The 13,262-nt window shown below is 70.9% G+C and carries 10 protein-coding genes; 1 reads left to right on the forward strand and 9 read right to left on the reverse strand.

All coding sequences use genetic code 11. The features are described 5' to 3' along the window. Positions 1–17 precede the first annotated feature (17 nt). The 4 genes from trmA to prfB all read right to left on the reverse strand — a co-directional run bounded on the left by trmA (position 18) and on the right by prfB (position 4,279). Positions 18–1,124, reverse strand: coding sequence for a tRNA (uridine(54)-C5)-methyltransferase TrmA (gene trmA, locus TMZ1T_RS09720; RefSeq protein ID WP_012585280.1), 1,107 nt, complete (start codon positions 1,122–1,124; stop codon positions 18–20). A 4-nt stretch (positions 1,125–1,128) separates the two neighbouring features. Further along, the gene (locus TMZ1T_RS09725; RefSeq protein ID WP_004322461.1) at positions 1,129–1,839 is read right to left on the reverse strand and encodes a hypothetical protein; all 711 of its coding nucleotides are present in this window, start codon (positions 1,837–1,839) and stop codon (positions 1,129–1,131) included. A gap of 33 nt (positions 1,840–1,872) precedes the next feature. Then, positions 1,873–3,156: a hypothetical protein gene (locus TMZ1T_RS09730; RefSeq protein ID WP_012585281.1), complete on the reverse strand. Its 1,284-nt coding sequence runs from the start codon at positions 3,154–3,156 to the stop codon at positions 1,873–1,875. Between the two features lie 18 nt (positions 3,157–3,174). Then, a protein-coding gene (prfB, locus tag TMZ1T_RS09735; protein ID WP_012585282.1) for a peptide chain release factor 2 occupies positions 3,175–4,279 on the reverse strand; the annotation gives its coding sequence in 2 pieces (ribosomal slippage) (positions 3,175–4,197 and positions 4,199–4,279; 1,104 coding nt in all). A 248-nt stretch (positions 4,280–4,527) separates the two neighbouring features. Between prfB and TMZ1T_RS09740 the strand changes: the two genes are divergently transcribed. After that, the gene (locus TMZ1T_RS09740; RefSeq protein ID WP_012585283.1) at positions 4,528–7,182 is read left to right on the forward strand and encodes a bifunctional diguanylate cyclase/phosphodiesterase; all 2,655 of its coding nucleotides are present in this window, start codon (positions 4,528–4,530) and stop codon (positions 7,180–7,182) included. 8 nt (positions 7,183–7,190) lie between these two features. Here the strand turns inward: TMZ1T_RS09740 and TMZ1T_RS09745 are convergent, their stop codons facing one another. The 5 genes from TMZ1T_RS09745 to recJ all read right to left on the reverse strand — a co-directional run bounded on the left by TMZ1T_RS09745 (position 7,191) and on the right by recJ (position 12,954). After that, a complete protein-coding gene (locus TMZ1T_RS09745) occupies positions 7,191–8,303 on the reverse strand; it encodes a dihydrolipoamide acetyltransferase family protein (protein WP_012585284.1) in 1,113 nt (370 codons plus the stop codon). Next, positions 8,300–9,280, reverse strand: coding sequence for an alpha-ketoacid dehydrogenase subunit beta (locus TMZ1T_RS09750; protein WP_004300082.1), 981 nt, complete (start codon positions 9,278–9,280; stop codon positions 8,300–8,302). Before TMZ1T_RS09750 ends, TMZ1T_RS09745 begins: the two co-directional genes overlap by 4 nt. Continuing rightward, positions 9,273–10,376: a pyruvate dehydrogenase (acetyl-transferring) E1 component subunit alpha gene (gene pdhA / locus TMZ1T_RS09755; protein WP_012585285.1), complete on the reverse strand. Its 1,104-nt coding sequence runs from the start codon at positions 10,374–10,376 to the stop codon at positions 9,273–9,275. The genes TMZ1T_RS09750 and pdhA overlap by 8 nt, the downstream gene beginning before the upstream one ends. 189 nt (positions 10,377–10,565) lie before the next feature. Beyond that, positions 10,566–11,246 (reverse strand): histidine phosphatase family protein, encoded by a 681-nt coding sequence (locus TMZ1T_RS09760; RefSeq protein WP_012585286.1) that lies wholly within the window; start codon positions 11,244–11,246, stop codon positions 10,566–10,568. A gap of 16 nt (positions 11,247–11,262) precedes the next feature. Next, on the reverse strand, positions 11,263–12,954 hold the full coding sequence (gene recJ / locus TMZ1T_RS09765; RefSeq protein WP_012585287.1) for a single-stranded-DNA-specific exonuclease RecJ: 1,692 nt from the start codon (positions 12,952–12,954) through the stop codon (positions 11,263–11,265). Between the last annotated feature and the right edge of the window lie 308 nt (positions 12,955–13,262).

Below are 13,262 nucleotides of genomic sequence, written 5' to 3' on the forward strand. Positions count from 1 at the left end.
CGGGGTCGCGGTGAGGCTCAGCGCCGCTGCAGCAGCAGCCCGCATTCGAGGTGGTGGGTGTAGGGGAACTGGTCGAAGGCCGCGGCCGCGGCGATGCGGTGCGTCGTCGCCAGCGCGGCGACGTTGGCGCGCAGGGTCTCCGGGTTGCAGGAGATGTAGAGGATGTGCTCGAAGCCCTTCGCCAGCGCGATCGTGCCTTCGTCGAGGCCGGCGCGCGGCGGGTCCACGAAGAGCGTGGAGAAGCGGTAGCCGGCCAGGTCCACGCCCTGCATGCGGCGGTATTCGCGCCCGCCGGCGAGGGCGTCGCTGATCTCCTCGCTCGCCATGCGCACCATGGTGACGTTGGCGACGCCGTTGTCGGCGAGGTTGGTGTGCGCGGCGCGCACCGAGGTCTTGCTCATCTCGGTCGCGAGCACGCGGCCGAACAGCGGCGCCAGCGCCACGGTGAAGTTGCCGTTGCCGCAGTAGAGTTCGAGCAGGTCACCCGGGCCTTGCGGACGCGCGCCCACGGCCTTCGCCTGCGCGCGCGCCCAGGCCAGCATGTGCTGGTTCACGCCGCCGTTGGGCTGGGTGAAGCTGCCCTCGAACTGCTGGTAGCGCAGACGCTGGCCGTCGACCTCGAGCACCTCCTGTACCCAGTCGCGCTCGAGCACGATCTTCTGCTTGCGGCTGCGCCCGATCACCTGGATGTCGAGCGCGGCGGCGAGCGCGCGCGCGGCGGTTTCCCAGTCTGCGTCGAGCGGGCGGTGGTAGACCAGGCTGACCAGGCACTCGCCGCTCAGGGTGGCGAGGAAGTCGACCTGGAAGATCTTGCGCCGCAGCGCCTCGCTGGCCTGGAGCGCGTCGCGCAGGCGCGGCATCAGCTTGGCGATCGGTTCTGCAGCCGCGGGGAAGGTCTCGAGCAGGATGGGCTGCTTCGGGTCCGCGCTGTCGAACATCGCGTAGTCGATGCGGTCCTCGTGATGCCACAGGCGGAACTCGGCGCGCAGGCGGTAGTGCAGCGGCGCGGAGCGGAAGACCGCCGGCTCGGGCAGGTCGAACTCGGCGAAGTCGCTGCGGTAGCGCGCGAGCTTGGCGGCGAGCTGGTCCTCGTAGCGCGCGGGGTCGATGCAGGGCAGGGGCATGGGCTCAGTCTTCCTCGTCGAGGGCTTCAGCTTCGTCGGGCAGGACCTCGGCGAGTTCGAAGGCGTTGCTCTCCGGCGGCGCGTGGCCGGCGGCTTCGAGGATCTCGCCCAGGGTGCCGTGGATGATGCGGTCGGCCATCACGCGGTAGTCGAGCGCGAGGTCGAGCAGTGGTCCCTCGGTGACGAGCCCGTTGCGGCGCTCGATGAAGCCGAGGCGGGCGAGCTTGCCGAGCATGAAGTTGCGCACCTTGGTGCGCCCTCCCAGGCGCGGGCCGAAGTCGGCGATCAGGGAGGCCTCGGTGAGCGTGCCCGAGACGGCATCGCCATGCGCCACCGGCTTGTCGCCACCGAAGAGATCGGTCTGGCCGTCGTCGACGAGCTCGCGCCGGGTCACCTGGCGCTGCCGCTTGGGCAGCACGATCAGCGCCCAGAGGATCACCAGCAGCGCGACCTCGTCGCGCGTCAGGCCGAGGTTGCTGGCCGCGTACTCGCGCCCGGCGCCGAACACCGGTTCGGCGAGTTCGGGCTGCAGCGCCACGCCGACGTGGGCGGCGTAGGGGTTGTCGAGCAGGCGCAGGCCGACGTCGGCCAGCCGCCGGTCGAGTTCGAGGCGGAAGGTTTCATCCACCAGCGCGCGTCGCACCAGCTTGTCGCCGCGCGGCAGCCAGCGCTGGGCGAGCAGGCGCGCGGTGAGGGTCTTGAGTTCGTGTTCCATGGAAATCCTGGGGGCTCGGGCCGGGGGCGGGGCTCAAGCCGCGGTGGTGGCGCGCGGGCGCACCTCGCCGAGCGTCATCGCGCCGATCTCGTCCTCGCCGACCGCGGTCAGCGTGTCGCCGAACTCGACCTCCACCGGCAGGCGCATGAAGCTGCTCACCGGGCCATCCTCCGGGCCGCCCTCCGGAGCGGTCTCCGCGCCGTCGGCGAGCAGCGCGAGCAGCGACAGGCGGTAGCTCGCCGGGGCGAAACCGCCGCCGGCAATCACGTGGTGCAGGGGCTGCGGCGCGGGCAGGGCCCCGAGACGATGGGTGAAGTGTTCGAGCATGCGCAGGTCTTCGGCCTGTGGGGCGAAGCCGGTCGCGGCGGCGTCGGCCGGGGGCAGGGTGGTGTCGGCCGGGGCCGCGCTGCCGCCGCCCTCGAGCAAGGATTCGGCGCGGTCGAGCAGCTCGTGCCCGCCGGCGAGCAGCGGCAGCTCCGGCACGCTAGCGCAGGCGTCCGCCGCCAGCGTGGCGAGCGCCGCGGCGTCGAGCCCGCGCAGCCAGGCGGCGACGTCCGAGGACGAGATGCCCGAGGCCCCCAGCGTCACGCGCTGCGCCTCGATCTTGTTCAGCGCGCGCTGGAAGGAGGCGTCGGCGCGCGCCAGGCGCGACTGCGCCAGCCCGATGCGCTGCGCGATGCGGGCGATGTCGAAGTCGACCTCGGGGTCGGCGAGCAGCTTGTCGAGGAGCTCGGTGCCGCGCTCGAGCCAGCGCCCGTTGGCAGACAGGCGGCGGCGGGCGTCGAGGATGCGGAACTCGGAGCCGGAGGCGATCGCCTCCTCGAAGTGCCAGGTGAGGTCGTTGAGCTTGGACAGCAGATGGCCGAGCGACTCGGCGGTGATGCCGCCGACTGCCTGCAGGCCGGCGAGCTGGGCGGTGAGGAAGCCGAGCTCGGCGTCTTCTTCCTCGCCGAAGCGCAGCAGCATCGCGATCGCCGCCACCGCGTTGCGACCATGGTCGGAGAGCGCGTAGTGGCCGTCCTCGCCGATCGCGAGCAGGCCGTTCTCGCGCAGGCGCTTCAGGACCGTCTCGAGCTTGACCGGGTCGAGATAGCTGAAGCGTGCGCGCAGCGCCTCGGGCGCCCAGCGCGGCGCGTCGGCTTCGCGGCCGATCTCGCGCAGCACCAGCAGGCGCATCAGCACCTCGGTCTCGGTGCCGCGGAACAGCGTGATGAAGGCGTCGAGCAGCGGGCGCGCCGAAGCCAGCGCCGCGAGCTCGGGCACTTCGTCGGCGTCCACGCCCGCGGCGAGGAAGTCGGAGAGGAAGGGGTCGTTCAAGCCTGCAACGCCCTTTCCTCAGACGCCCTGCTTGAGGCTTGCCCCGATGAAATCGTCGAGATCGCCGTCGAGCACGGCCTGCGTGTTGCCGACCTCGTAGTTGGTGCGCAGATCCTTGATGCGCGACTGGTCGAGCACGTAGCTGCGGATCTGGTGACCCCAGCCGATGTCGCTCTTGGAGTCCTCGAGCTTCTGCTGCTCGGACTGGCGCTTGCGCAGCTCGGCCTCGTACAGGCGCGCCTTCAGCATCGACATGGCCTCGGCCTTGTTCTTGTGCTGCGAGCGGTCGTTCTGGCACTGCACGACGATGCCGGTGGGCTCGTGGGTGATGCGCACCGCGGAGTCGGTCTTGTTGATGTGCTGGCCGCCCGCGCCCGAGGCACGGTAGGTGTCGATGCGCAGGTCGGCCGGGTTGATCTCGATCTCGATCGAGTCGTCGACCTCCGGATACACGAACACCGAGGTGAAGCTGGTGTGGCGGCGCGCGTTGGAGTCGAACGGCGACTTGCGCACGAGGCGGTGGATGCCGGTCTCGGTGCGCAGGTAGCCGTAGGCGTATTCGCCGGAGAACTTGATCGTGCAGTTCTTGATGCCGGCGACCTCGCCCTCGGTCTCTTCCATGAGCTCGACGGTGAAGCCCTTCTTCTCGCCGTAGCGCAGGTACATGCGCTCGAGCATGCCCGCCCAGTCCTGCGCCTCGGTGCCGCCGGCGCCGGCCTGGATCTCGATGAAGCAGTTGTTGGGGTCCATCGGGTTGCTGAACATGCGGCGGAACTCGAGCTTCTCGATCGCGCCCTGCAGCTCGACGAGGTCGGCCTCGACCGCCTCGAAGGTGTCGTCGTCGTCCTCGGCCTCGGCGAGCTCGAAGAGATCCTTGAGGTCGCGCGACTGCGCGTCGATCTTCTGCAGCGTCAGCACCACGTCCTCGAGCTGGCGCTTCTCCTTGCCGAGCTCCTGCGCGCGCTCGGCGTTGTTCCACACCGCCGGGTCTTCGAGCGCGCGATTGACCTCTTCGAGCTTCGATGCCTTCACATCGTAGTCAAAGATACCTCCGTAGTTCGCGACCCCGGGCGGCGAGGTCGGCGAGTTTTTCGGCGATGGCGTTCTGGCGTTCGGCTTCCATGGCGAGGCTCCGGCGGAATCTGGGAAACCGCTCATTATACCGGTTACCGGAGCAGCGCCGTCGGCCGCAGCGCAGCTTCATGAGCAGGGACGTCCCGCCGACTCCGCGCAGACGCAGCGAGAGCCTCGTTCGCCTCCCGCTTCCAGGCTGGAGTACCTGCAGGCGGGACGGTTACAATTACGCCCAATTCAGGATCCGCGTGCCGTCATCGACCCGGGGAACGCGGTAGGAACTCGTCTGGCGGGCACATGCAGCACAACAGCAGGAAGATCCTCGGGGTATTGATCGCCACGGTGCTGGCGCTCAACGCATTCATTGCGGGACTGCTGGGCTATGCGATGCTGGAGGCGAAGGCACGCAAGGAGCGGGAGGTGCGCACCACGGTCGAGAACCTGGCCCTGCTCCTCGACCAGAGCGTCGGTTCCTCGGTGCGCGAGATCGACCTCCTGCTGCGCGGAGCGCAGAACCGGATCGAGCGTGCGTTGCGCGACAAGGGGCGCCTGGAGCGCGACGATTTCGACTCGGTGATCGACGTGCATCGCGACGGGCTGTCGCAGACCGCCCAGGTCCGGGTCAGTGATGCCACCGGCACGGTTGTCCTCGGCGACCAGGTGACGGCCGAGACGCGTACAAGCTATGCCGACCGCCCGTTCTTCATCGATCATCGCGCGCTCGACGATGGCGAGATGCAGGCCAGCAAGCTGCTGCACGGGCGCATTTCAAATACGTGGATCGTGGTGTTCTCGCGCCGCTACAACGCGCCCGATGGCGACTTCGCGGGCGTCGTGACCGCAGCCGTGCCGGCCGATCATTTCCAGCGCCTGCTTTCGGGCCTGCAGCTCGGGCCGCATGGCATCGCCCTGGTGCGCGACCTCGACATGACGCTGATCGCGCGCTGGCCGCGTCTCGATGCCCCGGCCGGCGTGATCGGCAGTCGCGGCGGGTCGCAGGAGCTCAACGAGATCGTCGCCTCCGACGTTCGCGCGCAGTCCTTCTACAGCGCGCGCACGGCCGACGGCGTGGCGCGCATCAATGCCTACCGCCGGCTCGAGCGCCTGCCGGCCTTCGTGGTCGTCGGCTGGGGCGAGAAGGACTACCTCGCGCAGTGGAAGGAGGACGTCGGCAAGGCCATGCTGCTGTGGGCACTTTTCCTCGGCGTGACCGGGCTGGCCGCCTGGCTGCTGTATCGGCTGGTCGACGCCAACGACCGTGCCAACGAGCGCAGCCGCATCCTGCTGCAGAACGCCAGCGACGGCATCCACATCACCGATGCGGAGGGCATCGTCATCGAGGCCAGCGACGCCTTCTGCCGCATGCTCGGGCGATCGCGCAGCGAGGTCATCGGCATGCGGGCGGGGAGCTGGGATGCCTGCCATCCGGAGCCCGACATGCGTGCGCTGATCAGCGAGCTGTTCGCCTCGAGCGAAGTGCACACCTTCGAAACGGCGCATCGGCGCAAGGATGGAAGCGTGTATCCCGTCGAGGTGACCGCGTTCCCGCTCGAGGTGGACGGCAGGACGGTGCTGTTCAACTCCGCGCGCGACATCTCCGCGCGCAAGTCGGCGGAGGCCGAGGTCAGGAAGCTGGCCTACTTCGACGCCTTGACCGGCTTGCCCAACCGGCGGCTGCTGATGGAGCGGCTGGAGCGGGCGCAGGCGAGCTGCGCGCGTCAGGGCACGGTCGGCGCCTTGCTGTTCATCGACCTGGACAACTTCAAGGCGGTCAATGACACCGTGGGCCACCAGGAGGGCGATCGGCTGCTCGTGCAGGTCGCCGCCATCCTCGTACGCTGCGTGCGCAAGGACGATACCGTGGCCCGGCTCGGTGGCGACGAGTTCATCGTCATGCTGGAGGAACTGGGCGGGGAGGGGCGGGAGGCGGCGGAACAGGCCGCGGCGGTGGGCAGCAAGATCCTCGCGGCGCTGAACCAGCGTTTCCAGCTCGGCAGTTCGGAACATCGCACCTCGGTGAGCATCGGCGTGAGCCTTTTCGGCGAGTTGGCCGACGAACCGGTCGACGAGCCCCTGCGACGGGCCGACATGGCGATGTACCGGGCCAAGCTCGGCGGACGCAACGCGGTGTGCTTCTTCGACCCCTCGATGCTGGCCGACGTGCGCGCCCGGGCCGACGTGGAGGCAGGGCTGTGGATCGCGCTCGAGCAGCGCCAGTTCGTGCTGCATTACCAGCCCCAGGTCGCCGCCGACGGTGCGGTGCTCGGCGTGGAGGCGCTGGTGCGTTGGCATCACCCGGTGCGCGGCCTGGTACCGCCGGGTGAGTTCATTCCGCTCGCCGAAGAGTGCGGGTTGATCCTTCCACTCGGGCGCTGGGTGCTCGAGGCCGCCTGCGCGCAGCTGGCGGCGTGGGCGGACGACCCGTGGCGCAGCAGGCTGGTGATCGCGGTCAATGTCAGCGCACGCCAGTTCCTCCATGAAGACTTCGTCGCCGGGGTGGTCGCCGCGCTCGAGCGCTCGGGGGCCGACCCGGGCCGGCTCGACCTGGAGCTGACCGAGAGCTCGCTGGTGACCGACGTCGACAAGGTCAGCGAGAAGATGGAGGCCCTCAAGGCGCTCGGCGTGGGATTCTCGCTCGACGACTTCGGGACCGGCTATTCCTCGCTCGCCTATCTCAAGCGCTTGCCGCTGGATCAGTTGAAGATCGATCGCAGCTTCGTGCGCGACATCCTGGTCGATCCCAACGACGCGGCGATCGCGCGCATGATCATCGTGCTCGCCGACAACCTCGGCCTGCGTGTGATCGCGGAAGGCGTGGAGTGCGAGGAGCAGCGCGACTTCCTCGCCCGCAACGGCTGCTCAAGCTATCAGGGCTACCTTTTCAGTGCCCCGCAGCCGATCGACGCGCTCGAGGCCTTCCTCGACGCCCGAAGGTCTCGGCCGGCGCGCTGAAGGAGCGCTCAGTCGGCGCGTTCCAGATCGTCGATCACCGCCTTCAGGAAGCGCGCGGCCTCGCCGCCGGTGACCACGCGGTGGTCGAAGGACAGGCTCAGCGGCAGCACGCGGCGTACCGCCGGGGCGCCATCGACCGCGAGCACCTGCTCGTGCACCCGCCCGGCGCCGAGGATGGCCACCGTGGGCGGCACCACCAGCGGCGAGGCGTACTTGCCGCCGATCATGCCGAAGTTGGACAGCGTGATGGTGTGGCCGCGCATCTCCTCGGGCGGAATCCTGCGCGCCCTGACGTCGGCGCGCATGCGCTCGAGGCCCTGGCGCAGGTCGTCGGGGCTGCGGTTGGCGACGTCGCGCAGCACCGGCACGAAGAGGCCGTCGGGCAGGTCGACCGCGATGCCGACGTGCACCTGCGGCACCAGCCGGCGCGCCATGGCGTGGCTCTCGTACCAGGCGTTGAGCGCCGGCGCGGCGCGGCAGCCGGCGACCAGGGCGCGGATCAGGCGCACGGTGACGTCGGTACCGGGCGGCCAGGCGTGGATCACCGCGTCGTCGATCACGGTGGCGCCGGCGACCTCGCTCTGCGCCAGGCTCATGTTCTGCGCCATCGCCCGGCGCACGCCGCGCAGCGCTTCGGCGGGGCCGGCCTCGGCGAGCACGCGCGCGGCGCGCTGCACGTCCTCGCGGGTGATCACGCCGTCGGCGCCGGAGGGCGTCACCATCTCGAGCTCGACCTTCAACTGGCGCGCCAGCGCGCGCACCGCCGGGGTGGCGCGGATCCCCGCTCCGCCGTGGGCTGCCGGTGCGAGCGCGGCCGGCGCCTCGGCGCGCACCTCCTGGCCGACCTGCATCTCGCCGACCACGGTGCCGGTGTCGGCGGTCTCGGCGCCGCCCTCGAAGCCGGCCAGCGGTGCGCCCACATGCACGAGCTGGCCGACCTCGCCGTACAGCTTCGCGACCCGCCCATCGTAAGGGGAGGGGATGTCCACGATCGCCTTGGCGGTCTCGACCGATACCAGCGGCTGGTCGGCGGCGATCTCGTCGCCCGCCTTGACATGCCATTCGACGATCTCGGCTTCCTGCAGTCCTTCGCCCAGGTCGGGCAGCTTGAAGATCTTCATGATGCCTCCAGGGTCTTGCGCGCCGCCGCGACGATGCGTTCGACGCTCGGCAGGTACTGGGTTTCGAGCCGCGACAGCGGCATCACCGTGTCGTAGCCGGTGACGCGCTGCACCGGCGCGAGCAGGGAATACAGGCCCTCTTCGGCGAGGCCGGCCGCGATCTCGGCGCCCAGGCCGGCGGTGCGCGCGGCCTCGTGCACGATCACGCAACGCCCGGTGCGGGCGACCGACTCCAGGATGGTCGGCAGGTCGAGCGGCTTGAGCGTGGCGACGTCGATGACCTCGGCCGAGATGCCCTCGGTGGCGAGCGCGTCGGCCGCGGCCTGGGTCTCGTGCAGCATCGCGCCCCAGCTCACCAGGGTGAGGTCGGTGCCGCCGCGCAGGGTGAAGCACACGTCCAGCGGCAGCGCCTCGCCGTCGTCGGCCACCTCCTGGCGGAACAGGCGGTACATCCGCGTCGGCTCGAGGAACATCACCGGGTCGGGGTCGCGGATCGCCGCCAGCAGCAGGCCGTAGGCGCGTGCGGGCGAGGACGGCATGACCACGCGCAGGCCGGGGGTGTGGGCGAGCATCGCCTCCGGGCTCTCGGAGTGGTGCTCGGGCGCATGGATGCCGCCGCCGCAGGGGGTGCGCACGACCAGCGGGCAGGTGAGCCGGCCGCGGGTGCGGTTGCGCAGGCGCGCGGCATGGTTGATCAGGTGGTCGATCGCCGGATACAGGAAGCCGGAGAACTGGATCTCCGCCACCGGCCTGAGGCCCATCGCCGCCATGCCGATCGCGGTGCCGACGATCGCGGTCTCGGCGAGCGGGGTGTCGACCACGCGCCCGGCGCCGAAGCGCTGCTGCAGCCCGACCGTGGCGCGGAACACGCCGCCGTTGGCGCCGATGTCCTCGCCGAGCAGCACGACCGCCTCGTCGCGCGCGAGCTCGTGGGCGAGGGCCAGGTTGACCGCCTCGACGAGATTGATCTCAGCCATGATCGCCTCCCGGTTGTCCGCCCGCCTTGCGCGGCGCGAAGCGCAGGGCCTCGTCGCGCTGGGCCACGAGCGCGGCGGGCAGGGTCGCGAAGAGGTGCTCGAACATCGCCGCGGTGGTGGGCGGCGGGGTGTTCAGATAGGCCTCGACCGCGGTGTTCACGGTCTCGGTACACTCGCGCGCGAGCGCCTCCTCCTTGTCCGGCCCCCAGGCGCCGAGCCCGACCAGGTGGTTGCGCAGCCGGGTCAGCGGCTCGAAGGACCACTGCTCCTGCACCACCGCAGGGTCGCGGTAGCGCGAGGCGTCGTCGGCGGTGGTGTGGTCGCCGAGGCGATAGGTGATCGCCTCGATCAGGGTCGGTCCACCGCCGGCGCGGGCCTTCGCCAGCGCTTCACGGGCAACGTGGTGCACCGCAACGAGGTCGTTGCCGTCGACCTGCACGCCCTCGACGCCGGCGGCGATGGCCTTCTGCGCCAGCGTGGCGGTGGCGCTCTGCGCGCTGCGCGGCACCGAGATCGCCCACTGGTTGTTGCTCACCACGATCAGCAGGGGCGCATTCCAGACGGCGGCGAAGTTGAGCCCCTCGTAGAAGTCGCCCTTCGAGCTGCCGCCGTCGCCGAGGAAGCACACCGCCGCGCGCGCCTCGCCGCGCAGCTTGAAGGCATAGGCCGCGCCCGCGGCGTGGCAGACCTGGGTGCCGATCGGCACGCAGTTGGGAAAGTCGTGGCGGGCCTGGGCGAAGTCGCTGCCGCGCTCGTCGCCGCCCCAGTAGCGCAGGCTCTCCTCGATGCGCACGCCGCGCACGAGCTGGGCGGCGTGCTCGCGATAGGAGGGAAACAGCGCGTCCTCGGCACGCATCGCGCTCGCCACCCCGACCCCGATCGCCTCCTGGCCGAGCGCCGACGCGAAGGTCCCGAGCTTGCCGGTGCGCTGCAGCGCGATCGCCTTGGCGTCGAAGGTGCGCGTGAGGTACATCGCGCGGTACATCGGGACCAGCTGTGCGGGATCGCGCGCGAAGTCGGGCAGCGGCCCGAGCGCCTCGCCCTGCGGGTCGAGGAAACGGACGTGATCGATGTGGAACCGGGCGACAGTGCTCATGGCGCGCTCCCTTCAGGCTCGGTCGGCCCCGCATGCCTGCGCGCCCCGGTCGGGGTTCGTCTCCTTTGGGCGCCGGTGGCATCCGGGCGTGGATGTCGTCGGCGACCGGGTGGCGGCGCCGCGACGTTTTCCGTTTGCGGGATTGGAGCGCGCCCGTGCGCGGATGTTCCCGACGCGGTTGCCGCTTCGTCAGCGCGCGCCGGTGAGGCCGCCGCGGTGGCGGTCGCGATAGCCGGCGTGGAGGCCGTCGTCGTCCTGCCAGAAGAAGGCGGCCTCGAGGTAGCCCGGCCAGCGCTCCGGGCCGGCCGGCGGCGGGCCGAGGAAGCGCGCCGCCGCGATCGCGAGCAGGATGTCGTGGGTGACGAAGACGTGCAGACCGGGCGAGCCCGCGGCGATCGCGAGCATGTGCATGGCGAGGTTCTGCGCGCCCACGCGCGCCGGACGCGTGCCGGGCAGGTCCTCGTCGGTCGTCGCCAACTGCTCCATGATCCCCTCGCTGCCGAGGCGCTTCCAGTTCTCGCCCGCCAGCGCGCGGTCGAGCACCCAGGCGCCGGGGTCGCCGAGCATGCGGTCGGTGACGATCGGTGGCGTGTCGCCGGCCACGCGCGCGAAGACCTCGGCGGTGTGCACACAGCGCTGCAGCGGGCTGGTGTGCAGGCTGCGCAGGCGTCCGTGCAGGCGCTCGCCAAGGCTGCGCGCGAGCTCGACGCCTTCGGCGTTGAGCGCGTTGGCGTAGCCGAGGTCGCCGGGCGGCAAGGGGTCGCGCACCGAATGGCGGACCAGCATGGCCACGCCGCGCTCGGCCGGCACCGCGTCCAGCCAGCGCAGGGTGGCGGCGGGGACCCGCCAGTCCGAGGCTTGCGCGCTCATCGCGATGGCGGCGGGCCTACGCCGCCTCGAAATGTTCGAGCATCAGCTGCACGCTGGCGACGCCGTTGTATTCATTGATGCCGAGGCGGAAGGCGGCGTGGATCTGGCCGGCGGCGCCCTCGGCGTGGTTGAAGCGGATGGCCTCGTAGCGCGTGCTGCCGCGCGCGAGCTCGAGCTTGAGGTGCTTGTCCTTCAACAGGCGCTGGCGCTCGACGCGGAAGACGTCGTCGAACAGCGGCGCCGGGAAGCCCTGGCCCCAGATCTCGTTGTCGAGCATGCGCGCGGCGTCGAGCGCGAAGTAGCCCGATTCCAGGCTGCCGTCGGTATCGATGCGGCGCTCGAGCTGGGCGGGCTCGAGCAGTTCGCCGACGACCTCCTCGAAGGCCGCGTCGAAGCGTGCGAGTTCCGATTCGCGGATGGTCAGGCCGGCCGCCATGGCGTGGCCGCCGAAGCGCACGATGAGGTCGGGCTGGCGCTTGGTGACGAGGTCGAGCGCGTCGCGCAGGTGCAGGCCGGGGATCGAGCGCCCGGAGCCCTTGAGTTCGCCGTCGCTCGCGCGCGCGAAGGCGATGGTGGGGCGGTGCAGCCGCTCCTTGATGCGGCCGGCGACGATGCCGATCACACCTTGGTGCCAGTCGGGTTCGAAGAGCGCCACGGTGGCGCGGTTGCCGGCGTCGAAACCCGCCAGGCGGGCGAGCGCTTCTTCCTGCATGCCGGCCTCGATGCTGCGGCGTTCGCGGTTGAGCTTGTCGAGCTCCTGGGCGATGTTCATCGCCCGGCCGGGGTCGTCGGTGATCAGGCACTCGATGCCCAGGCTCATGTCGGAGAGTCGCCCGGCCGCGTTGAGGCGAGGGCCGATCATGAAGCCGAGGTCCATCGTGCTGGCGCGCGCCGGGTCGCGCCCGGCGAGCCCGAACAGCGCGCGGATGCCGGGCTGCAGGCGCCCGGCGCGCATGCGCGCGAGGCCTTGCGCGACCAGGATGCGGTTGTTGCGGTCGAGCTTGACCACGTCGGCCACGGTGCCGAGCGCGACGAGGTCGAGCAGCTCGGCAAGGTTGGGTTCCTTGGCGCCGGCGAAGGCGCCGCGCTCGCGCAGTTCGGCGCGCAGCGCGAGCATCGTGTAGAACATCGCGCCCACGCCGGCCAGCGCCTTGCTCGGGAAGTCGCAGCCGGGCTGGTTGGGGTTCACGATCACGTCGGCTTCGGGCAGCACGTCGCCGGGCAGGTGATGGTCGGTGATCACCGTGGCCATGCCATGGGCGCGCGCGGCGGCGATGCCCTCGACGCTGGCGATGCCATTGTCGACGGTGATCAGCACGTCGGGCTCGAGGCGCGCGGCGATCTCGACCATGGCCGGGGTGAGGCCGTAGCCGAGCGTGACGCGGTCCGGCACGAGGTAATGCACGTCGGCACCGAAGGCGCGCAGCGCGCGCACGCCCACCGCGCAGGCGGTGGCGCCGTCGCAGTCGTAGTCGGCGACGATGACCATGCGCGCGCCGGCCTCGATGGCGTCGGCGAGCAGGATCGCGGCTTCCGCCGTGCCGGTGAGCGCCTCGGGCGGCAGCAGGTTCTTCAGGCTGGTGTCGAGCTCGTCGGCGCGCGCGATGCCGCGCGCGGCGTAGAGGCGGGCGAGCAGCGGATGCAGGCCGGCGTCGGCGAGGCGGGCGAAGGCTTGCTGCGGGATGGAGCGGGGCTGGATTCGGGTCATCGGTCGAAGAAAGCTTGTAGGTGGCCGGTGTTCATGCACAGGCCGCGGCGCGTCGGCGGCGCGGCAATCGCGGCTCGCGCCGCTCCTACGGAAAGCGCCGCGCATCCGGAGCCGCGGCAATCGCGGCTCGCGCCGCTCCTACAGAACGTGTCGCGCATCCGGACTGCCGCAGGAGCGACGCAAGTCGCGATCACCGGCCTTGCGGTCGGCGCCGCGCATCCGGAGCCGCGGCAATCGCGGCTTGCGCCGCTCCTACAGAACGTGTCGCGCATCCGGACTGTCGTAGGAGCGACGCAAGTCGCGATCAT

It is taken from the genome of Thauera aminoaromatica, from assembly GCF_000021765.1.
Lineage (GTDB): Bacteria > Pseudomonadota > Gammaproteobacteria > Burkholderiales > Rhodocyclaceae > Thauera > Thauera aminoaromatica.